This is a genomic window from Phyllobacterium sophorae (genome assembly GCF_003010965.1).
Lineage (GTDB): Bacteria > Pseudomonadota > Alphaproteobacteria > Rhizobiales > Rhizobiaceae > Phyllobacterium > Phyllobacterium sophorae.
Window position 1 is genome coordinate 146,606 of the sequence record NZ_PGGM01000003.1, and the last position, 21,523, is coordinate 168,128.

17 protein-coding genes and 1 pseudogene are annotated in these 21,523 nt (G+C 57.1%); 6 read left to right on the top strand and 12 right to left on the bottom strand.

Going from position 1 to position 21,523, the window contains the following annotated elements:
* Nucleotides 1-80: 80 nt before the first annotated feature.
* Nucleotides 81-1,373 (top strand): ABC transporter substrate-binding protein, encoded by a 1,293-nt coding sequence (locus tag CU103_RS08515; RefSeq protein WP_106663484.1) that lies wholly within the window; start codon nt 81-83, stop codon nt 1,371-1,373.
* A gap of 180 nt (nt 1,374-1,553) precedes the next feature.
* On the opposite strand, the gene CU103_RS08520 is transcribed toward CU103_RS08515, so the two are convergent.
* Nucleotides 1,554-2,612 carry a LacI family DNA-binding transcriptional regulator gene (locus CU103_RS08520; protein ID WP_106663485.1) on the bottom strand — a complete coding sequence of 353 codons (1,059 nt, stop codon included), beginning with the start codon at nt 2,610-2,612 and terminating at the stop codon, nt 1,554-1,556.
* Between the two features lie 225 nt (nt 2,613-2,837).
* Here CU103_RS08520 and CU103_RS08525 point away from each other — a divergent pair, with 225 nt between their 5' ends.
* The 5 genes from CU103_RS08525 (at nt 2,838) to CU103_RS08545 (ending at nt 8,259) form a co-directional block, all read left to right on the top strand.
* On the top strand, nt 2,838-3,824 hold the full coding sequence (locus CU103_RS08525) for an autoinducer 2 ABC transporter substrate-binding protein (RefSeq protein WP_106663486.1): 987 nt from the start codon (nt 2,838-2,840) through the stop codon (nt 3,822-3,824).
* A gap of 78 nt (nt 3,825-3,902) precedes the next feature.
* Complete coding sequence (locus tag CU103_RS08530; RefSeq protein WP_106663487.1) at nt 3,903-5,414, top strand: sugar ABC transporter ATP-binding protein; 1,512 nt, start codon at nt 3,903-3,905, stop codon at nt 5,412-5,414.
* A complete protein-coding gene (locus CU103_RS08535) occupies nt 5,407-6,408 on the top strand; it encodes an ABC transporter permease (RefSeq protein ID WP_106663488.1) in 1,002 nt (333 codons plus the stop codon). Before CU103_RS08530 ends, CU103_RS08535 begins: the two co-directional genes overlap by 8 nt.
* The gene (locus CU103_RS08540; protein WP_106663489.1) at nt 6,405-7,400 is read left to right on the top strand and encodes an ABC transporter permease; all 996 of its coding nucleotides are present in this window, start codon (nt 6,405-6,407) and stop codon (nt 7,398-7,400) included. Before CU103_RS08535 ends, CU103_RS08540 begins: the two co-directional genes overlap by 4 nt.
* A 4-nt stretch (nt 7,401-7,404) precedes the next feature.
* On the top strand, nt 7,405-8,259 hold the full coding sequence (locus CU103_RS08545) for a sugar phosphate isomerase/epimerase family protein (protein ID WP_106663490.1): 855 nt from the start codon (nt 7,405-7,407) through the stop codon (nt 8,257-8,259).
* Between the two features lie 36 nt (nt 8,260-8,295).
* Here CU103_RS08545 and xylB read toward each other — a convergent pair whose 3' ends face one another.
* From xylB to CU103_RS08600, 11 genes and pseudogenes are all read right to left on the bottom strand, one after another.
* Nucleotides 8,296-9,774: a xylulokinase gene (gene xylB / locus CU103_RS08550; protein WP_106663491.1), complete on the bottom strand. Its 1,479-nt coding sequence runs from the start codon at nt 9,772-9,774 to the stop codon at nt 8,296-8,298.
* Nucleotides 9,774-10,859 carry an ABC transporter ATP-binding protein gene (locus tag CU103_RS08555; protein WP_106663492.1) on the bottom strand — a complete coding sequence of 362 codons (1,086 nt, stop codon included), beginning with the start codon at nt 10,857-10,859 and terminating at the stop codon, nt 9,774-9,776. The genes xylB and CU103_RS08555 overlap by 1 nt, the downstream gene beginning before the upstream one ends.
* 1 nt (nt 10,860) lies before the next feature.
* Nucleotides 10,861-12,468, bottom strand: a complete 1,608-nt coding sequence (locus tag CU103_RS08560; protein ID WP_106663493.1) for an FGGY-family carbohydrate kinase — start codon at nt 12,466-12,468, stop codon at nt 10,861-10,863.
* A 37-nt stretch (nt 12,469-12,505) separates the two neighbouring features.
* Complete coding sequence (locus CU103_RS08565; protein WP_106663494.1) at nt 12,506-13,477, bottom strand: sugar-binding transcriptional regulator; 972 nt, start codon at nt 13,475-13,477, stop codon at nt 12,506-12,508.
* An 8-nt stretch (nt 13,478-13,485) separates the two neighbouring features.
* Nucleotides 13,486-14,403 carry a sugar phosphate isomerase/epimerase family protein gene (locus CU103_RS08570; RefSeq protein ID WP_106663495.1) on the bottom strand — a complete coding sequence of 306 codons (918 nt, stop codon included), beginning with the start codon at nt 14,401-14,403 and terminating at the stop codon, nt 13,486-13,488.
* A complete protein-coding gene (locus CU103_RS08575; protein ID WP_106663496.1) occupies nt 14,400-15,212 on the bottom strand; it encodes a carbohydrate ABC transporter permease in 813 nt (270 codons plus the stop codon). The genes CU103_RS08570 and CU103_RS08575 overlap by 4 nt, the downstream gene beginning before the upstream one ends.
* Nucleotides 15,209-16,111: a carbohydrate ABC transporter permease gene (locus CU103_RS08580; RefSeq protein ID WP_245448674.1), complete on the bottom strand. Its 903-nt coding sequence runs from the start codon at nt 16,109-16,111 to the stop codon at nt 15,209-15,211. Before CU103_RS08580 ends, CU103_RS08575 begins: the two co-directional genes overlap by 4 nt.
* 43 nt (nt 16,112-16,154) lie before the next feature.
* Nucleotides 16,155-16,706: an SIS domain-containing protein gene (locus CU103_RS08585; RefSeq protein ID WP_245448675.1), complete on the bottom strand. Its 552-nt coding sequence runs from the start codon at nt 16,704-16,706 to the stop codon at nt 16,155-16,157.
* 79 nt (nt 16,707-16,785) lie between these two features.
* The gene (locus tag CU103_RS08590) at nt 16,786-18,138 is read right to left on the bottom strand and encodes an ABC transporter substrate-binding protein (RefSeq protein ID WP_106663498.1); all 1,353 of its coding nucleotides are present in this window, start codon (nt 18,136-18,138) and stop codon (nt 16,786-16,788) included.
* 1 nt (nt 18,139) lies between these two features.
* Nucleotides 18,140-19,180, bottom strand: a complete 1,041-nt coding sequence (locus tag CU103_RS08595; RefSeq protein WP_106663499.1) for a zinc-dependent alcohol dehydrogenase — start codon at nt 19,178-19,180, stop codon at nt 18,140-18,142.
* Nucleotides 19,181-19,626: 446 nt separating this feature from the next.
* A pseudogene (locus CU103_RS08600) lies at nt 19,627-21,398 on the bottom strand (SLC13 family permease).
* Nucleotides 21,399-21,523: the final 125 nt, after the last annotated feature.

A 21,523-nucleotide genomic window follows, 5' to 3' on the forward strand; every position in this document is an offset into this window, starting at 1 on the left:
TGCATAGGATTTGATCTGAAACTTCGCCCCGTCAGACGCCGGAGGAGCGCAGCGGGTCGGCAATGACAGGGAGGAATGTCATGCTACACAATCGACGCTCATTCATGCTCGGCGCGGCGGGCACCGCCGTTGGTATCGCGCTCAGTTCTGTGGCGCCCCGACCGGCCCATGCGCAAAACGTGCGCCTGCGCGCTATGTGGTGGGGATCCAACGATCGCTCAAAGCGAACATTGAGCGTTGCCAAGCTGTTTCAGGAGAAGAACCCCGATATCGCGATTGTCGGTGAAACGCTCAGCGGTGACAGTTACTGGACGAAACTTGCGACCCAGATGGCCGGCCGCTCCGTCGCAGATATTTTCCAGCTTGAGCCAACGACGATATCTGACTACTCCAAGCGCGGGGCATGCCTTGCCCTTGATCCCTTCGTCCCGTCGGCGCTCAATATCGACGCCTTCGGCAAAGACGTGCTGAAACTGACGACGGTCGATGAAAAGCTCTGGGGCATTGGCCTTGGTCTGAACTCTTTCGCGCTCATGTACGACGCCGATGCCTTTGCCAAAGCCGGCATCACGCCGCCCGGTGCAGAAACCACCTGGGCGCAGTACGCCGATATCGCGGTCGAGATGACCAAGGCCGCTGGTAAGAAAAACTATTGGGGCGGCCCTTATGGTGCACGCTACCAATACGTCTTCGACGCCTGGCTGAGACAGCGCGGAAGCAGCCTTTACACCGATAGCGGCCTTGGATTTACCGTCGATGAAGCCAAGGAATGGTTCGCCTACTGGGAAGATTTGCGCAAGCGAGGCGGTACCGTTGGCGCCGATATCCAGACGCTTGACCAAAATACGATCGAGACCAACGGCCTGGCGCTCGGTCATGCGGCTATAAGCATGGCCTATTCGAACCAGTTGGTCGGCTATCAGCTATTGGCAAAGAGCAAACTCGGCATCACCATGCTGCCGCGCGGCAAAAAAGGTGGCCCCTCCGGGCATTATTATCGCCCGGCCTTGATCTGGAGCATCGGCGCAACGACAAAACATGGCGAGGATGCTGCAAAGTTCATCAACTTTTTTGTCAATGACGTCGATGCCGGCAAGATCCTCGGTGTCGAACGCGGCGTTCCGATGTCGCCGGCCGTGCGCAAGGCGATTTTGCCGTCGCTCAATCCGACGGAAACGGAAACGGTCAATTACATTAACGCCTTGGCGGATCAGGTGGGCAGCTATCCTTCGCCCGCTCCGCTTGGCTCCACCGAATTCGACCAGCGCGTTCTTCGTCCCATTGCCGACGAGCTTGCCTTTGAGCGGATTTCTGTCGCCGACGCCGCAACACGCTTGGTCAGCGAGGGCAAGTCCACCATCAAAGCAGGCTGATTGACCATGACAAGACCAAGCCAGGCGGGAAACGGGCGACCATTGTCGAAGCGACTTCTATGAGAGGCCGCAACGACATTGCGGGTCGCAGGGCACATTGATCCTTCCGCAGCCCTACCCTCGCCGCGACCTGCGGGTTCCCGCACGGCCATGCCGTCATGGCCGCAGCGTTGCGCACACCTATTCGATGTCCTTTATGGCATCGAGAGGCCCCTTCAGTGCAGTGCGTGGCGGCACAAGGTGCGGCTGAATGAGGTAGGTGCGTACCGCCGGGCGATTCTCCGACAGGATCTGAAACGCTTTTGTGATCATCGCGTCAGCATCCTGGCGGATCATGATAACGGGGAACGGCAGGAATGACCCGAAAGGATCATAATCGTAGCAGCCGACAACGATATCCGCGAACGCTTCGTCTGGATGCTGTGACATGAACCGCAGCAGCCCCTCGAAATTGATCGACGAGTTTATGAAGAGCCCTCGCGGCAGTTTTCCCTCGCGCTCGTAAAACCGTTCGAACGCCGTTTGCGCCGTGTTGGGCGAATAGCCCGTGGGTTCGATACATTTGTCAGCGTCGCCCTGCATGCGTTCGCGCTTGATGGCGCGAAAGCCGCGGATGCGTTCACGGCTGGCGTGGTCGTCACGCCCGCCGAACAGATAGAGTTCATCGGCTTTGAGCTGCATGTCCTGGCTGAAACGGCAAATTATCGCCTCCGTCAGCATACGCGCGCCTTGATAATTGTCGCTGATTACAGAGGGAGCCAAAGTGCCAGGCAGGTCGATATTCACATGCCTTAGTCCTGATGCGACGCAAAGGGCATGAACACCGTCCGGATCAGTGGCGCCGGCCACAATGAGTTCGTCGACGGAATAGGCAATGAGCGTTTCGACAGTATGGCGCTCCTCTTGCGGGTCGCGGCAGGCACTGACGACGATCGGGCATTGCCCTCGGCTGCGCACATGCGCTTCGAAGGTTTGTGCCATGGATGAAAAATAGCGGTTGTCATGAACCGGCAGCAGCAGTCCGACCAAACCGGAGCGGGAACTGCGCAGGCCTCGCGCCTGAAGATTGGCGGTATATTGATGCTGCTGCGCCAGATCGCGAATAAGGTTGGCCGTACTTTCCTTGATACGCCGCTTGCGCCACGTGCCGTTGAGCACCGCGCTGACCGTCGAGGGTGAGCTACCGGAAAGCACGGACAGGTCGTAGATCGTCGCCTTTTTCTTTGGTTGATGTTCCATCCCACTCTCCTGGCGTCTTCTAGTGCCAAAGACCGCTTGACGAACAATTAAAACTGACTGATATTCATTGCACCATCGATTGTGCAAATATGCAACAACAATGGTGCAAGAGCATACCGCGAGGAGGCGGTGACCAGGCAACTGGAACGTCCGGGCCATTTTAGCTGCCTGCTGTTTGGTTGGATGATAAGCTCCCGCAGGGAGCAATGTGGAGGAGGAATTCAAATGAAAAAGCTTTTGATCGCTGCATTTGCGGCAGCGTTGTCCATGGCGGCCACGTTTGCGGCAACTGCAGCCGATGGCAAGGTTGGTATCGTTGTCAAGATTGGCGGTATTCCATGGTTCAATGCCATGGACGCCGGCATCAAGGAGCAAGGCAAGAAAATCGGCGTTGACGCTTTCATGGTCGGTCCAACGAGTGCCGATCCTGCACTTCAGGTTCGCGCCATTGAGGACTTAATTGCGCAAGGCGTGAAGGTCATAGGCGTGGTTCCGAACGATGCGAAAGTGCTTGAGCCGGTGCTCGGCAAGGCAAAAGAAAAAGGCATCATTGTCATTACCCATGAGTCGCCGAGCCAGAAGGGCGCCGACTGGGATTTCGAGCTTGCATCTTCCACCGGGTTCGGGGAAGCACATGCGAAGCTTCTGGCCGAAAAGATGGGCGGAAAAGGCGAATATGCTGTTTTCGTTGGATCGCTGACCGTTCCACTCCACAATGCATGGGCTGACGCGGCCAACGAATATATCAAGAAGAACTATCCGGACATGAAGCTCGTTGGTGAACGCTACGGTGTTGCCGAAGATGTTGACAAGAGCCGTGCTACTGCCCTCGACCTTATTTCGGCTCATCCGAACCTTAAGGGTTTCCTTGCTTTCGGCAGCCAGGGTCCGATCGGGGCTGGACGCGCTGTGGAGGAACGCCGCAAGATCGGTGAAATATTCGTGCTTGGCCCCTTCTCGCCTGGCCAGGGACAAAAGCTTATCAAGTCGGATGCAATCTCTGGCGGCTTTATGTGGAATCCGAAGCAGGCGGGCGAAGTCTTCGTCACACTGGCCGACAAGCTCATGAAGGGCGAAAAACTTAAAGACGGCGATAACATCGAGGGGCTTGGTGTAATCCACCCCGATTTCGAAAACCACAATATCATTGTCGACCAGTTGGTGCCCATCAACAAGGAAACCGTCGGCGACCTGGCCAAAATGGGCCTCTGATCCTTTGCGGATTTTCCTGCTGCCGGCGGTCATGGCCGTCCGGCAGTTTCGACTTTCGGTTTTGACGGGCAGAACACAATGGCTGAGACTATGAGCACTGGCGGCGTTAAACCGCTGTTGTCGTTGCACAATATCAATATGACCTTCGGCGGGATCAAGGCGCTGAAGGATGTGAGCTTCGAGGTGCTGCCAGGCGAGATTCATTGCCTGGCCGGCGAAAACGGCTCCGGCAAGAGCACGCTCATCAAAATCATAACCGGCGTCTATCGTCCCGAAGCCGGTGCTGTTATCGAGTATGACGGACAGACATTTTCCCATATGTCTCCCGTCACCGCACAGGCCGGTGGAATTCAGGTGATCTGGCAGGATCTGGCGCTGTTTCCCGAGATGACGGTGGCCGAGAACATCGCCTTTCACACTGTAATTGGACGCTGGCCACGGCTGGTGGACTACCGGCATATGCGACGAACCGCATTAAAGGCGCTCCAACGCCTTGGCGTTGCGCTTGATGTCGACCTCCCATTGAAAGACTATTCCATTGCACAGCGGCAGATCGTGGCAATCGCCCGCGCTCTTGTGGGCGAGGCCAAGCTCGTATTCATGGATGAACCGACCGCCTCGCTGACACAGTCGGAAACCGATCACCTGATCGACATCGCGCGTTCCCTTTCAGTCTCCGGCGTCGCGGTCGTTTTCGTCAGCCACCGCCTGGCCGAAGTACTGGAAATCTCGAGCCGCATCACCGTGCTGCGTGACGGCGCGCTTGTCGGCGTCTATCCGGTAGAAGGCATGACACAGTCGCGCATTACCGAGCTAATGACTGGAAAGACATTCAACCAGCAGGTTCGTGCAAAGCCGGTTGGTGATGAACCCATCGTTCTTGAGGTCAAAGGCCTGTCGCGTCCGGGGCAGTTTGAAGATATATCGTTCGCCGTCCGGCGCGGCGAGACCCTCGGCATAACCGGGCTCTTGGGCGCCGGCAGAACGGAACTTGCTTTATCGATCTTCGGCATGCTGAAACCCCGCTCCGGTCGTGTCTGGCTGAACGGAAGGCCGGTGCGTTTTTCCTCGAACCGCAAGGCAATCGAGGCGGGGGTTGCGTATCTTTCGGAAGACCGCCTGTCGCTTGGTCTCATTCAGCCGCAGTCGATTGCCGACAATTTGGCGATCGCCTCGCTCGACCGTATCAAATCCGGCGGTCTGCTGTCCGATGAACGCAAAAGAAGATTGGTCGACCGTTGGATTGCTGATCTGGGGGTCAAGATCGGCCGGCAAAGCGATGCGGTTTCAACCTTGTCAGGCGGCAATCAGCAGCGCATTGCCATTGCCAAATGGCTGGCCACTGATCCGAAGCTTCTTATTCTCGATGCGCCGACGGTTGGCGTTGATGTTGGCGCACGCGCAGGTATTTTTGAAATTGTCGCCAAGCTTGCCGAATGTGGCCTGGCTATCATCCTGATTTCGGACGAAGTCCCGGAAGTTTATTTCAACGCCGACCGGGTGCTCCACATGGCGCAGGGCAAGATGGCCGGATGGTTCGATCCGCGCACCTGCTCCCTTGGGCAAATCGAGGCTGCCGTCTATGGGTAAGCTCGTTCGATCCCACGCCACCGAGTTCGCGCTGCTCGCCGTCATTGCGGCGATGTGCGTTTTCCTTTCCCTTGCGACGAACAATTTCTTTTCCCTGGGAAATGCATTCGATCTGCTCAATACAAGCTCCGTCAACATCATCTTCGCTGTCGGACTGCTGGTCGTCCTTATTGCGGGGGGTATCGATATCTCGTTCGCTGTCGCTGCGTCCGTCGTCCAGTACGGGGCGGCCCTGATCCTTGGCTGGATCGGCGGCGGGGGATGGATAAGCGGGCTGCTGATCGCCGGCGGCCTCGGGATCCTGCTTGGCGCATTCAACGCTTTTCTGATCCACCGGTTTCGCATTATTTCCATCGTCGCGACCATTGCCACCTTCAACATCTATTTCGGCCTGCTGATGTTCTTCACGCAGGGCGTATCAATCTACGACCTGCCGGATTGGCTGACGGACAGGATCATACTCTTCGAACAGGAGATGGCTGACGGTACATGGGCGGAAATAACATTGCCAGTGCTGGTCATGGCAGTCTGTGTCTTTGCGACCTGGCTGCTTATTACGCGTACGACAACCGGGCGGCAGCTTTATGCCTTTGGCGACAATCCCGAAGGCGCGCGCCGCTTTGGTATCAATATCGGCGCGATGCAATTTATCGCCTTCGGCTGGCTCGGCATGATGGCAGGCATCGGCGGTCTGATCCAGGCGCATTATGCGCAAGAGGTCGTGCCCAATGCGCTTTATGGGCGCGAACTCGACGTGCTTGCCGCCGTCGTTCTTGGCGGCGCAAGACTTGGCGGCGGCAAGGGTTCTGTTCTGGGCTGTGTGCTCGGTGTGCTGCTGATTGCCATCACCCAAAACGGGTTGAATCTGTTGGGCGTTTCGCCATTTGCATTCAAGATGATCATCGGCGCCATCATCCTGGCAGCTATTACGCTTTCCAATACCAGTTTGGAAAAACTCCTGCCATTCATGCGCCAGCGGGGAGCGCGCCAATGAACAGTGTTGCAACGCGGATCAAGGACCTGTTGGGACCGGAGATCGCTGGACCGGGCTTTGCGTTTTTGGCTGTGATGCTGTTCTTCGGCTTTGCCTCTCCGCAATTCCTCAGTGAAGCAACATTCGGCTCAGTGGCGTTCCAACTCCCGGAACTTGGCCTGCTCACGCTGGCAATGCTTTTGCCCGTACTGACGGGCGGCCTCAATCTGGCGATCACTTTCACCGCAAACATCGCCGGACTGACAGTCGCCTGGGTGCTTCAGGCCAATGGCGGTGTGGACGCGGGCATTGCATGGTTTGCTCTTGGCTGTGTTCTTGCGGTTGCCGTCGGGGCAGCCACGGGCGTCGTGATGGGCCTCGTGATTGCCTATACGCGTGCTCATCCGATCTTGGTCTCGCTGTCGATGATGATCTTTGTGCGCGGTCTTGGCGAGTTCCTGACCCGCGGTGGAGATGTTTCGGGGTTCCCGGCCTTCTTGCAACCGATCGGTCACGGCAGCATTCTGGGCTTTCCAATACCGCTTTTGATCTTTATCGCCTGCGTCCTCCTCTGGCACGTGCTTTTGACGCGCATGAAGCTTGGCTTCAACACCTATATGATCGGTTCCAATATTGAGGCAGCGCGTTATTCCGGCGTCAACACACGTAAGGTGATCGTGCTGGTCTATACGCTGTCCGGAGCCATGTGCGCGGTTGCCGGCATCATTATGCTGGCGCGCTTCAATTCCGTGCGCGTCGGGCACGGCGAGTCCTATTTGCTGATCACCGTGCTCGCCTGTTTCCTTGGCGGCGTCAATCCGTTCGGCGGCTTTGGCCGCGTTATTCCAGTGTTCGTCGCACTGGTCGTTCTTCAGCTTCTTTCATCGGGGCTGAACCTCATGGGGGCCAATCAGCATCTGGCAACCGCGGTCTGGGGCATACTTCTGATCGCGGTCATGATCCTGCGTTGGCTCGCCGCTCAGCTTATGATTCTCAATCGCAGAAAAGGGTAAGACAATGTCGGTTCAAGGATTTGGCGTCCATACCAGCATGTGGACAATGAACTGGGATCGCGCTGGGGCCGAAAAGGCCATTGCGGCCGCGGTCAAATACAAAATGGATTTCATCGAGATTGCCCTTCTCAATGCGCCGGCAGTCGACGCGGCACATACGCGGGCCCTTCTCGACAAGCACCAGCTGCGGGCCGTCTGTTCACTCGGCCTGCCCGAACCGGCATGGGCATCGGTTCGCCCTGATGCGGCGATCGAACATCTGAAAGTCGCGATCGACAAGACCGCCGAGATGGGAGCAGAAGCACTTTCCGGCGTCATCTTCGGTGGTATTGGCGAACGCACCGGTGTGCCGCCAACACAAGGCGAATACGACAATATCGCCCGTGTGCTGACGGCGGCAGCCAAACATGCCAAGACCCTTGGCATCGAGCTTGGCGTTGAGGCGGTCAACCGCTATGAAAACCATCTCATCAACACGGGCCGGCAGGCGGTGCAGATGATTGAGCGCGTCGGTGCCAGCAACATCTTTGTCCACCTGGATACCTACCACATGAACATCGAGGAGAAAGGCGCGGCCAACGGTATTCTCGACGCACGCGACTACCTGAAATACATCCATCTTTCAGAAAGCGATCGAGGAACGCCGGGCTACGGCAACTGTCCGTGGGACGAAATCTACGCGGCGCTCGCGGCCATTGGCTTTAAAGGGGGGCTGGCGATGGAAAGTTTCATCAACATGCCGCCTGAAGTCGCATACGGCCTTGCCGTGTGGCGTCCGGTCGCAAAGGACGAGGAAGAGGTGATGGGCAACGGCCTGCCCTTCTTGCGCAACAAGGCGAAACAATACGGCCTCATCTGATCGGTTGCCCTTGCGGCGCGTTCGCGCCGCAGCCCGTCAGGCAACAGGTGGAGCTGAATACAGCCGAAGATAGCGATCGCGCCGTTCAGCGAGAATTGAGCTTTTGGCCGGATCAGGTTCGAAACGGGCACGAATCGCGGGCTTGCGGCAGATGGCCCTGACTGACCCCGCACCGGCAGCCACCATTGCCAGCCGGGCTGCTCCAAACGCTGCACCGATTTCCGCCCCTTGCGGCAAATCGAGTGACAGTCCCAAGACATCAGCCAAAAGAGCATTCCAGTATGCGCTGCGGGATCCGCCACCGACCAACATGCACGAACGCGGGGCTGCATTGGCTGCCTTGAGCACATCGAGACCATCTGCCAGGGCAAAAGCCACGCCTTCAAGTACACCGTAGGCGAGCGCCCCGGCATCGTGCTCGGCTCGTAAGCCATCGAATTTGGCGGTGGCGTTAGGATCGTTGTGCGGTGTGCGTTCCCCGGTAAGATAGGGCAAGAAAACCGGCGCGCTCTCGCGGCGTCCAGGATCGGCCGCGAATGCATTTGCCTTGCCGATGAGACCGCCGATATCGTGTTCGTGGCCGGTGAGACTTCCAAGCCAACTGAGTGCCGAGGCGGCTGAAAGCGTCACCACCATACCATGCCAGCGGTTCGGGAGCGCATGGCAAAAGCCATGCAGCGTCCGCTCTGGCAGCGAAACGAGCTGATCGGTAGAAACAAACAGGACGCCAGACGTTCCCAGCGACAAAAAGCCATCGCCCGGATCAACAGCACCTATGCCGACGGCCGAGGATGCATTGTCCCCGCCGCCGCCAGCAATCGGGATTTTCCGATCTGTCAGACCCCAGGAAGCCGCCACGTCGCTGGAGAGGTACGAAGAGATCGCCGATCCTTCAACAAGATCAGGCATTTGCGCGCGTTTCATCCCACTTGCGTTTAAAAGCACCTCATCCCACGACCGGCGGCCGACATCGAGCCATAGTGTGCCGGCCGAATCCGACATGTCCGACACATACGCACCGGACAGCCGGAAACGAAGGTAATCTTTTGGTAACAGGACTTTGGCGGTCGCGGCGAAGATTTCCGGCTCGTGCCGTGCCACCCAGAGCAGCTTTGGTGCGGTGAACCCTGGCATGGCCGTATTCGATGCGCGCGTCAGAAAATCCGGGATGCGTGCAACGAGCTCGGCACACTCCCTTCCGCAACGTCCATCATTCCAAAGGATCGCGGGGCGCAGGACAGTCCCATGCCGGTCCAATAAGGTCGCACTGTGCTGCTGGCCGGACAAGCCAATGCCCTCCAGCTGCAGGAAATCTTGCGCGGCAATCGTGCGCACCTGCGAAATGGCTTGGTGCGCGGCCTTCCACCACGCGTGCGGATCCTGTTCCGACCAGAGGGGTTGGGGCCGTGCGACCTCTATCGGGGACGAACCCTCGGCAATGACATTTTGATCCTGATCGAGCAGGACCGCCTTTACCGAAGAGGTTCCAACATCGATGCCAAGATAGCTGGCCATCAAATTCCAAGGCCCTGCTTGTCGAACAGATAGATGTGATCTGGAGCAATCCCGATTGGCAAATCCTCGTTCTTGCTGATGGGTGGACGTCCGGGAACGACGATGGTCATCAGTGCGCCACCATCCGGCTGGGCATAGATCTGGCTCGCTCCGCCGAGATATTCGGCAAAATCGGCCTTAAGGGTCAGTACGGGCCTGGCCGTTCGCAGTTCAAGATGTTCGGGCCTCATCCCGACGCTCACCTCCTCGCCAATACGTACCTGATGCGCTCCCTTGGTGGCCACCGTCAGCGTGCCGCCGGTGAATGCCGGGCTTGAAACGGTCAACTGCCCGTCCGTCGCGGCCGTCACGCAAGCTGGAAGGAAATTCATCCTGGGCGAGCCGATAAAACCTGCAACGAACACATTGGCCGGTCGGTCATAAAGTTCGGTCGGTGTGCCCACCTGTTCAACCAGCCCCGCCCGCAGCACAACAATGCGATCCGCCAGTGTCATGGCCTCGATCTGGTCATGGGTGACATAGACCATCGTAACTCCAAGCGCGCGGTGAAGCTTTGCGATCTCGACGCGCATTTGTGTGCGCAGTTCCGCGTCGAGATTCGAAAGCGGCTCATCGAACAAAAAGAGCTTTGGATTACGAACAATCGCCCGGCCAATCGCGACACGCTGGCGTTGTCCGCCGGAAAGCTGACGGGGCTTGCGCTGCAGCAACGCTTCGATTTGAAGGATCCGCGCGGCTTCCGCGACCCGCCGCTTGATTTCACCCTCGCTGGTCTTCACCATACGCAGGCCAAAAGCGAGATTTTCAAAGACACTCATATGCGGATAAAGGGCGTAGGACTGGAACACCATGGCAACTTCACGGCGCGCGGGTTCCACATGGGTAACAACTTTCTCGTCAATAAGGACATCGCCGTCGCTGATTTCTTCCAGGCCTGCAATCATGCGTAAAAGCGTGGATTTCCCGCATCCCGAAGGGCCAACGAAAACGACGAACTCACCCTTTTCTGCAGAGAAGCTGACACCTTGAACCGCGGAATGTTCGCCGTAGCGCTTGACGACATTATCGAGACGAAGAAATGGCATGCTAAAGGGCTCCGCTGCGTTTATGGGGCAAAAGGGCTTCAAGCGCCCGGCCGGCGACCTCCACCTCGTTCCTGACGTTGAACAGCTTCAAGTAGATGCGATAGGCAGCGTCATGAGCCAATTGCCAATCGGGATCGGGTTCCAATGTCGTTTGCCGAGGTGCCATGGCTTCAAGAGCCGTGAACAGATCGGGATAAAGCCCCGCTGCGCGCGAAGCCACCATGGCTGTTCCTAGCAAGACCGGTTCTTTGGCGTCACTGACAATGAGTTTCGCGCCGATTGCATCGCGGTAAAGTCTCACCAGGAGGGGATTATGCAGATGGCCGCCTGCCAGCGCCACGCTATCGATGGCATAGCGGCCGCGGGCATTGAGATGATCGATAATGTGCCGTGTCTGCAAGGCAAGGGCTCGCGCCGTGGCGTAATAGCTTTCAAGAAACGACCGCTCGCCTGTTTCCGTGCCAAGACCCGTGGCCAGTGCGCGAACCCGGCCATCGCCAAGTGGCGCCCGATTGCCAAGCCAATCTGGAACAATATGGCGCGTTGCGGCGAAACCCGATCCCTCTTCGTCCAGCAGTTTCAAAATCCGGTTGGCGGTTTGCCGGTGCAACTCGCTGCTCGGCTGGCCGGGGCTTGCCGGATGATGCGCGAGCACCGCGTCAAGAGCTGTACCGGAAAGGCTTTGACCAGCCTCATGCATCCAGTAGCCAGGAAATACGGCATCCTTGAACGGGCCCCACACCCCCGGAACGAACCGTTCATCGCGTGCAAACGGCATGTAACAGGTTGATGTACCACCGATCATGGGCAACAGATTGTTCATTCGGGCAAGGTAGTTGCGTCCCAGAACGCCGAGTGCCCCTGCCTCCGCGTCGATCAAGCCAATAGCAACCGGTACACCGGCCAAGATGCCAAGTTCTGCGGCCGCTTTCTTGGACACCGTTGCGTGAACCTCGCCGACCTTGCCGGGCCTGTCGCTCAGATGGTCGAGGGTTGTCAGATCGCCGATACCAAGATCATCGAGCAAATCCTGGCACCAGGGCTCCGTATCATTGGGAAGGTAGGGCCATTTGCAGGCCAGACCGCAAACCGAATGACGCCCGACGGAGGTTGCACGCCGGGCAAGCTCGTCACAAAGGTCGCGCACGCCTCGCACGCGTGCCCAGGCCTCGGGGCGATTTCGCTTGAGCCACAAAAGCTTCGGCAGGTTCGTTTCCGGGGAAAGCGATCCGCCGACGTGGCTGAGAAAACGGTGTCCCGTCGCATCGACTTCCGCCGCTTGCGCTTCGCCGCGATGATCCATCCAGCAGATTACATCACCGCCACCATCAAGGGGTGGCTCTCCTTGTGCATCGATATAGACCGATGACGTCGCATCGAACGCTAGTCCCGCGATCGTCTTCGCGCCGCCCGGGGTCTGGGCAATGCATTGTGCAACTGCCCTGCAAACGGCGGTCCAGATATCTTCCATACGGTAGATCGCATGGTGCTCGGCCGGCTTGATCAACTCGAACGAAGCAGCCGCGGTTGCATGCAGGGTTCCTTCACCATCGAAGACCCCTGCTCGGGCTGACAGTGTTCCGACATCGATTGCCAGGAGATGGTTCATCGCGTGTGCACCTGTGTCTTGCTTGATGCTGCCGGTTTCATGGCGTCCTCAGGATCGCTTCTGCAACATCTTCATCCGTGACCAGACGATTGACGTAGCCAGCACGCAAGACAGCCCTGATAATGGGAGCCTTGTACATGGCGCCCGACGCCAGGATAGACGATGGAATGCGTTTCAAGTCTGATGGACTCATGGCCATGACCCGCTGGTTGAGCGGGTGATCGACCGGACTACCGTTTTCATCAAGGAACACGCCAAGGATATCCCCAACTGCACCGGCGGCTTTCAGCGTTGGCAAATTCTCCGTAACGATCTGCGTCTTGGCAAGCAGCGATTGATCGGAAAGGTCGCCGCACGCGATCAAGGCGACGGACGTGTTGCGGCCACGTTCCATCACCTCGGCCAGACCATAATGGGTAAGCAAGGTCGTCCTGCTTTCGCTGGAGGGACAGTAGATGGGAGCGGCAACATAATAGCATTCAGCACCCAGAATTCGCGCAAATTCCGTCGATACTTCAAAGGTGTTTGTCCCCGAGCCGCGTGTCAACCCACCCATGAGCGCCGCGACCCAGGCATTGCCGAGGCGCCGCGGCGTCAGGTGCCTTCGCGCTGCCGAAAGCGTCTGGCCCCAGCCAATGCCAAATCCCTTGCCATCGACGAGGAGAGGATCCAGCATCGCGGCGGTGGCGCGGCCCAAGACCCTGTGCAAATCGCCCATATGCGGAACCGAAGGCACGACCGAACAATCGACAAGCCCGAAGCGTTCCTTCAATTTCTCCTCCAGAACCACGCAATGCGTGAGCGGCATTCTGATGTCGACACTGACCAGACCATCGTTTCGCGCCTGCACGACAATCTTGTTCACACGCAAACGCGTTATCGACAGCTTGTCGGCAATTTCCTGCTGGGTCAGGCCGCCAACATAATAATACCACGCCACACGCGCCCGGATTTGCTCGGTATCGGCTTGAGAATATGAAAGTGCTTCGTCGGCAGTGGTTTCGTTCAAGGGAGTTCTCAGGCAAAGGCCGGTTTGAGGACAGATATCGTATGCGCGAGTGCTTTGAGAATCGATGCATCATCCCGCTCGAATGGATAGAACACTTCAAGGAAAACCGGCTGGTTCGCAAGGCCGGCTTCGCGTTGCAATCGAGCAGCCTCAGCCGGGTTGACGGCGCCTGTTTCGGTAAAGTCCCAGTGGCGATCATATTGAAAGTCAGTTTGTTGCATATGCACCATGCCGACATGCGGCGCCAAGTCTTGAAGCCATTGCGCCATCCTCGCCCGGTACCGTCCGTAAAGCGGCTCGAATGTCGCGTGTCCCCAGTCAAGGCAGAATTTCCAAGGAACCGGTGTACCGGCCAGGTCCGCCGCCATGCGCTGCGCCTGGGAAATTGTCCATGGCCATTCGCGCCGCATCGGCGTTGGTTCGATGTAAAGTTCAACGATTCCAGATCGTTGTGCTGCTACCGAGAGCCGGTTCAATCGGGCAATCAGATCATCGTAGTCAGACGCAGGAATGCTATCCATCTCGACGCCATCCGTTCGTGACGCAATTGCGCCGAGCGGACCGCCGACGCGGTTAATCCCCGCCAGACCAGCAAAACGATAAGCCCGTGTCATCCATTCTTCCGCCACGTCGCGAACACGCGCATTGGGGTGGAGCAGCTGGTTGAACGTATAATGAGCCAGACCGATGAAAGCGCTGTGGATCGCGATCGAATATTGATCAGCCGCAGCGCGGATGTCTCTTGCACAATCGTGAAGAACGTCGTCTGGCCACATGGGATCGACGAGGTCGAACGACAATTGCACAAGATCAAGGTCTAGCTGCTCGCGGACAATCGGTGCCCAGAGCTCCGGCGTTACCCATCGCTTGACGCAAAAGGAAAGATTGATCCCAAGTTGCATGGAAGGCGGTTGCGATCCAGTCATTTGGTTGCGCCCATCGTGAGACCCCGAACCATGTGTTTGGAGACGAGCAAGGCAAATACCGTTACAGGCAACACGATGACCGTGCCCGTCGCCATGATCTTGCCCCAGGGCAACTCATAGCCAGACATGAAGCTCGTTGCGATCACGGGCGCTGTCTGGACACTTCTACGTGTTAGAACGAGGGCATAGAGCAGTTCATTCCATGAAAAGATGAAGCTGAAGATCGCCGAGACGGCGATGCCGGGCAATCCGAGCGGAATATAGATCTTGCGGAAGATCGTAAACTGATTGGCGCCGTCAAGGCGTGCGGCCTGCTCCAGTTCGATTGGGATGGAACGGAATTGATCGGTACAAATCCACACCACGATCGGCAGATTGAACGTCAGATAAATCAGAACAAGCACAAGATGGGTATCGAGAAGATTCATTTGCAATGCGAGCAGATAGACCGGAAGCGCCAATACGATCGGGCTGATCATGCGATTGGAAATGAACCAGAACCAAAGGTCTGATTTACCGCGGAAATCGAACCGGGCCAAAGCATAGGCGGCCGGCGCGCCCAGAAGCACTGAAAGCGCCGTTGTCAGCGTCGCGATAATCAACGAGTTGACGATGGCACCGAACACTTTCTCATCGGCGAAAATATCAGCATAGTTGGCGAGCGTGGGCGTAAATAGCCAGACCGGCGGCGAGGCCAACAGATCGGTTTGATCCTTGAAGCTGGAGGAAACCATCCAGTAAAATGGAAACAGCGTAAAGCAAAGGACGACCACAAGGCCCAGGCCATGGAGCAGGCGGCGAAGCATCATTCGATCTCCTTGTAGATAAGCTTGATGTAGAGCCGGCTTAGGATGATTGTGACGATCAAAAGCAGAATGGCCTGAGCCGAGGCGGTGCCCATATCGAAGATACGAAATCCCACACGTTGAATGTAAACGGAGACGAGGTCGGTGGCAGCACCCGGCCCGCCCCGCGTCATGACGAAGACCATATCAAAGAGCTTGAGGATATCGGCCGAACGCAGGATCAACATTGCCGTCAGCCCGGGCAACAGATAGGGCAACTGCACGTACCGCAGTTGTGCCAGTTTGGAGGTTGTCTCCAGCCTGGCCGCTTCCTCGATCTCAACCGGTACCATGGACAAACCGGCGAGAAAGATAAGGGCGCAAAACGGCGTCCATTGCCAGATGTCCATCACCGCAGTTGCAATGAAAGCCCCCGTCGTCGAGCCAAGCCAGTCAAGTCCGCCAATTCCGACCCAATCAAGAAACTGGTTGGCAACGCCAAAATCACGGTTAAAAACCAATCGCCCGATCAGACCGACGACCGCATAGGTCGTGGCGAGTGGAACGACCAGCGACACGCGCGCCAAGGCACGCAACAGACCTTGACCTGGCTGATGCAAGAGCAGTGCAATGCAAATGCCAAACAGGAGTTCAAAAGGCAGCACCGTCAAAAAGAACTGCGTTGTCAGCCCCAAGGATTGCCAGAAGGTCTGATCAGACAGCACGCTGATATAGTTGTCGAACCCGACGAAGGGAAATCCGTCGCGCGGACGGGTGATATTGTATCGCCTGAACGAGGTTACCAACGCGGAAATCGTCGGATAGATGCCGATGACCAGCAAGGCAAAGACGGCCGGTGCAAGAAACCAAAATGGCGTCCAACGTCCGTAGCCCGGATTGAGTTTGGTCCGTGTCTGCCCCACGAAGTTTCCTTCCTTCCTCATCTGGTACAAAGCGCCCCGACGTTCATTCCAGATTGGTATGATTGGCGCGCATTGTCTCGGGCGATATGGCGAGCCGTTCCTTGAGTTTTAGAACGATCACCTCAAAGAGGACATACTGCGCGCCTTCAAATAGCGAGCCCATCGGCAGAACCGAGGTGCGTGCGCCCCGATCATCGGCCATCGTCTGCGCTGGAATGGTCAATACGTAGTCTGCCCGCCCGGCAGCTTCGCCGTTTGGCTGCGCTGTGACTACCATTGTTTTTGCGCCGGCTGCCTTGGCCTCCCCCATTAATCCGAGAACAGTTGAGAAGCTGCCGGGACCGGCGGAGACGATCAGCAAGTCCCCCTTGCCGACAGGCGGCGTTGTCATATCGCCGACCACTGACGCCTTGAGCCCCAGATGGAAAAGCCGCATGGCGAGGCCCTTGATCTGCAACCCCTCGCGGCCAACGCCATAAAGCGCGATGCGTGCGGCATCGCCCATTACTTCAACGGCGGCATCGACTGCCCTTTCGTCGATACGATCAAAGACAGCCGACAGTTCCTGGAGAGCCTGATTGTATAAGCTGGGCAACGCTGCCTCCTGAAGCTTTGAGCAAGGGGAGCGGAAGAAATTTCTTCCATCCGCCCTCCTTCAACACAGCAACTCTGACTTACTGCAGCAGTTCCTTCTTACCGTCATAGTAGCCTTCCTTGCCAAGGATGCTCTCCATACGGGTGCCAATCTCTTTGGCGCCGGCTTCGGTGGTAACCTCACCCAGCATCATCTTGGAGCCCCATTCGGCGACCACCTCGGATATTGCTGGCCAAGCCGGGAATCGGGGCCGGAATTCAGGCACACCTTTTTGCCAGGAAGCGACCATAGGCTCGACGAACTTATACTTCGCCTTGATGTCCGCCTGCTCATAGATGGAGGTTCGCCCCGAAACACCGCCGGCTTCAACATAGGGCCGGGCGATTTCCTCTGATGTTGCCCACTGAATAAAGAGCCAGGATGCTTTCTTCAGATCATCGGGAGCCTGTTGGGCGACGGCAAGAGAGAAGCCGCCAAGGGCGGGCAGTCTTCCGGCAGGGCCAGCTGGTTCTGGAGCTACGCCCAGACAATCACCAAGCTTGGACGTCGCCGGATCGGTCAAGGTGCCGTAAAAGGCAGACCATTCGGTGATCATGGACACTTGTCCTTGGGCAAGTGCGTTGACCGCTTCCGCGTGATCGAAGCTGACAATGCCGGGAGGCATATATTTCATCAGGTCCTGACGAAATGTCAGACCCTTTTGGCTTTCCGCACTGAGCAGATTGGACTTGAATTCCTTGGTCAGAAGTGATCCGCCAAATGGCCACAAGACCCGCATGAAGCTGTCGGCGGACTGCGTTTCACCACGCAGCGACTGCAGGGCGAATGCATAGCGATTCTTGGCCGCGTCCGTCAGCTTCGGAGCGTAGTCCTTCATCAACTCGTCCCAGGTCGCGGGCGGTTTTTCGAAGCCCGCCTCTTTCAACTGGCAGGAATTATAGAACAAAAGGCCCGAATAATTGTCGAAGGGAAGTCCGTAGGTCTTGCCGCCCCAAGAGCCGAACGCATCAAGCAACAGCGGAAAGAAACCCTCAAGCTTCAGATTTGGATCGGTGATGGACTTGTCTGCAGTAAACTCATCAATGGGCGCGATCCAGTTGTTTTCGGCAAATTCACCAATCCAGACAAGGTCGACCAGAGCAATTGTCAGATCGCCGTTGGAGGTGAAGTTGAGCACCTGTTTTTCACGCGTGTTCTCATAGGGCACAATTTCGTAGTTGACCTTGATTCCCGTCTTCTTCTCGAACTCCGGCAGGAGCTTGATAACGGCGCGATAGCCTGGCCGATCCAGGAAAATCACGTTGATTTCTTTGCCCTTGAAGGGTTGCGCCGCAGTCTCGAGCCAATCTGCAGCGAGCGATACGGACGGCAACGATACGACGCCGGCCAAAAGCGCCACTGCGCTTAGTGATGCATATAAAAGCTTTCTCACGTCATCCTCCCAGTTTTGAAAAGCCTTTCGGGTAGATCAGACTCTTGATGTATCCCGGCACATTGTCCGCGTGGTTGCGAAATGTATCGGGAGCCTCGTCCAGACCGACTTGATGTGTCACAAGTGAAGTGACATCGACCTTTCCTCCAGCGACGAGTTCGATTGCGCGCGGATAGACCTCTCCCATCCGCCGCGCGAATTTGATCTTGAGCCCGCGCCGACGCGCTTCGGCAGCAGGCAAGGTGTAGGTATCGCCGTCAGGTATGCCAACAAGCACGATACGCCCGCCAATCTTTGCAGCAACGACCGCGTCACGGAAACCCAGTGGTGAATTGGTGGCCTCGATGACGAGTGGCGCGCCCGCACGATCCGTCCATTCACGAATATCGTCAACTGAAGTGCCCGTGCGGGCGGCGCCAAGTTGCCCGGCCATGTCACGGCGGTGCTGCAGTGGATCAACGGCGAGAATCTCGCCGGCGCCGGCGGCTTTGAGAACCTGAAGTATAAGGAGGCCAATGGGACCGCACCCGACAAGTGCCACCCGCTCCAGGAGCTTGGGCTTGGCAAGATCGACAGCATGAATTGCAACACCCAGAGGCTCAAGCATGACCGCTTCGAGCGGGGTGAAATTGTCGGGCAGTGGCACAATCTGCGATGACGGAACCCAGATCCGTTCCGTCATCGCCCCGTTGAAAGGCGGAGCTCCGATAAATTCTACATTGGGGCAAAGATTGGCATAGCCTTTTTCGCAATACTCGCAATGCCCACAAGCCCGGTTCGGGTCCACTGCCACAAGCGATCCTTTGGCCAGCCCGAGATCATCAAAATCTTCGCAGAGATAGCCGCCAAATTCGTGTCCTGGAACAAACGGTTCTTTGACCACGGCAGAGCCAATCCCTCCATCCTTGTAATAGTGGAGATCGGAACCACACAGCCCCACGCAAGCGACATCGATAAGTATCTCGCCAGGTTGACCCTCACGAAGGTTGAAGGGGGCGACATAGGCGTCGTTGGCTCCACGGATAAAGAGGGCGCGGCTCATTTTGGGTTTCCAAATGCGGTAAATCGAATTGCAGCATACAAATGTAATTTTAATGTTTCAAGTGTATTATGAAGGCAAGTCACGGCTGTCAGAAATTGCGACTTGCCGCAAGCCAGCCGCTACGTTTGGGATCGTGCTCCCGCTGCCCTTCGACGTGGAAAGGGCCGTATTTCAAACGCGCGTTGATTTCTCTGGCGCGGCAAACTTATGTTTAATGTCAATTATTTATATGGTATTTTTCATATCTTCGGTGAATTGACAGGCGCAGTTGATGTTCGGTATCAGGAAAAGTCCGAATGAACCGAAACGAACACGGGTTCTGGCGCTTTGGCATGTCGCCGGCTGTGAAGCACGATACAACGCCCGCCCCAGTAGGCTGCCGATTCAGGCACACAATCACAGATTTTGAGGACTGTGCTCAAAGGGCAGCAAAGCGGCAAACTGTGTTACGTGAGCGGCCAGAACACCATCAATGCTGGCACCGCCGTCAGCACGATAATCAATGATAGCGGCAAACCAAGGCGCGGGTAGTCACTGAACCTATAGCCGCCGGTGCCCATGACCAGCGTGTTGCATTGGTGGCCGATCGGTGTCAGGAAATCGCAGCCCGCGCCGATCGCCACGGCCATCAAGAAGGCTTCCGGCTTAAAGCCGAGGGTGCTGGCGAAACTCGTAGCAATGGGCGCCATCACCAGGACCGTTGCAGCATTGTTCAAAAAGGGTGTAACGGCCATTGCGGCCACCAGTATGAGGGTCAGTGCGCCGAAGGGCGGCAACTGATGGGCAACCTGTGTGAGCCAGTAGGCGATCAGGTCGGTGCCGCCCGATGTCCGCAAGGCGTCACTAACAGGTATGAGGGCGGCGAGCATAATCAGTATCGGGCCGTCAATGGCCCCATACACCTCAGACAGTGGAATAGCACGAAACAGGACCATTGCGACGGCGCCGGCGAAGAATGCAATCGAGACCGGAAGCAGACCGATTGCCGTTGCTCCTATCGCACACAGCAGGATGAAAAGCGGTATGAGCCCGCGCCGGACACTTCCCAGCATGATCGTCCGTTTTGCCAGCGGCAGACATCCGAATTCGCGTAGTAGCGAAGGCAGCACACTGCTTTGCCCCTGAAGCACAATAACGTCGCCAAACCGGAAGGTGATTTCGCCCCGACGCTGCTCGATCCGTTCACCATGACGGCTGACTGCCAGCAAGTTGACGTTATACTGATCGAACATGGCAAGTCGCTGCGCTGAAATATCGATAAGCGGCGAGTGTTCACCGATGACCGCCTCGATGGCCTCGATTTCGGCCGATTGCTCCTTATCGGATGGGAACCGGTTACGCGACAACTTCAGCCGCCCCACCATGACGATGGCGTCCAGCGCATGCGGGTTACCTTCAAGCACCAACACGTCACCTTCAGCAGCACAGAATCGGGAAGCGGTGTAACGCGGTGATTGGCCCGAACAATAGATGTTACCTTCGCGCCACCCTCGGCCGGCTTCACCAGATCCATCACCGTCTTGCCGACCGCTGCAGAGTCCTTCGCCACGGCTGCCTCGGACACATAATTGCGAATTTCGATCGCTTCGGCGACAGAAACGGTTTCGCGCGTCCTTTCCGGTACAAGCCGGTAGCACAACACCAGATAAATGATCCCGGCAGCAGCCAGTGTCGCGCCAACGGGCGTGAAATCAAACATGGAAAAACTTTGTCCAACCATTTCCGCACGTACGCGCGAAACCACAATGTTTGGCGAGGTGCCGATTTGGGTCATCAGACCGCCGATCAGTGCGCCGAATGCCATGGGCATCAGAAACACGGACGCCGATACATTGGACCGTCGGGCAAACTGAAAGGCGATTGGAATCATGATTGCCAATGCCCCAATATTTTTTACGAAAGCCGACAGGACAGTCACAATGATCACGAGTACGGCAAGCTGGGCCCTGACGGAGGACAGGTCCGGCACAAAACGCTGTACAGCCGCTTCCATCAGGCCGGAGCGCGCCACACCGGCACTCACAACAAGTGCACTGCCCACGATAATGACGATTTCATCGCTAAAACCGCTGAACGCCGCCTCAAGGGGCACGATCCCGACGGCGAGAGCTGCAAGGAGCGAGCACATCGCCACGATATCATAGCGAACACGTCCCCAGACGAAAGCAATCATCATCAAGCCGATGACGGCAAAGGCCAGATATTGTTGCGTTGTCATGGAGTCTCCCGTCTCTACGCAATGTCGATAGACCAGGAACGCTCTTGGCTCAATGAATTTTCCTGACGGCTCGAGCGCGTGACCGAGCAATTCAACCAGTAGCGGGCGGGCGGCTGAGAACACAT

Bases quoted from the DNA above. Each gene is read 5' to 3' on its own strand.
- CU103_RS08540 (WP_106663489.1), top strand. From the start codon at position 6,405: ATGAACAGTGTTGCAACGCGGATCAAGGACCTGTTGGGACCGGAGATC.
- CU103_RS08535 (WP_106663488.1), top strand. From the start codon at position 5,407: ATGGGTAAGCTCGTTCGATCCCACGCCACCGAGTTCGCGCTGCTCGCC.
- CU103_RS08595 (WP_106663499.1), bottom strand. From the start codon at position 19,180: ATGAGCCGCGCCCTCTTTATCCGTGGAGCCAACGACGCCTATGTCGCC.
- CU103_RS08530 (WP_106663487.1), top strand. From the start codon at position 3,903: ATGGCTGAGACTATGAGCACTGGCGGCGTTAAACCGCTGTTGTCGTTG.
- CU103_RS08560 (WP_106663493.1), bottom strand. From the start codon at position 12,468: ATGAACCATCTCCTGGCAATCGATGTCGGAACACTGTCAGCCCGAGCA.
- CU103_RS08555 (WP_106663492.1), bottom strand. From the start codon at position 10,859: ATGCCATTTCTTCGTCTCGATAATGTCGTCAAGCGCTACGGCGAACAT.
- CU103_RS08575 (WP_106663496.1), bottom strand. From the start codon at position 15,212: ATGATGCTTCGCCGCCTGCTCCATGGCCTGGGCCTTGTGGTCGTCCTT.
- CU103_RS08570 (WP_106663495.1), bottom strand. From the start codon at position 14,403: ATGACTGGATCGCAACCGCCTTCCATGCAACTTGGGATCAATCTTTCC.
- CU103_RS08525 (WP_106663486.1), top strand. From the start codon at position 2,838: ATGAAAAAGCTTTTGATCGCTGCATTTGCGGCAGCGTTGTCCATGGCG.
- CU103_RS08520 (WP_106663485.1), bottom strand. From the start codon at position 2,612: ATGGAACATCAACCAAAGAAAAAGGCGACGATCTACGACCTGTCCGTG.
- xylB (WP_106663491.1), bottom strand. From the start codon at position 9,774: ATGGCCAGCTATCTTGGCATCGATGTTGGAACCTCTTCGGTAAAGGCG.
- CU103_RS08545 (WP_106663490.1), top strand. From the start codon at position 7,405: ATGTCGGTTCAAGGATTTGGCGTCCATACCAGCATGTGGACAATGAAC.
- CU103_RS08515 (WP_106663484.1), top strand. From the start codon at position 81: ATGCTACACAATCGACGCTCATTCATGCTCGGCGCGGCGGGCACCGCC.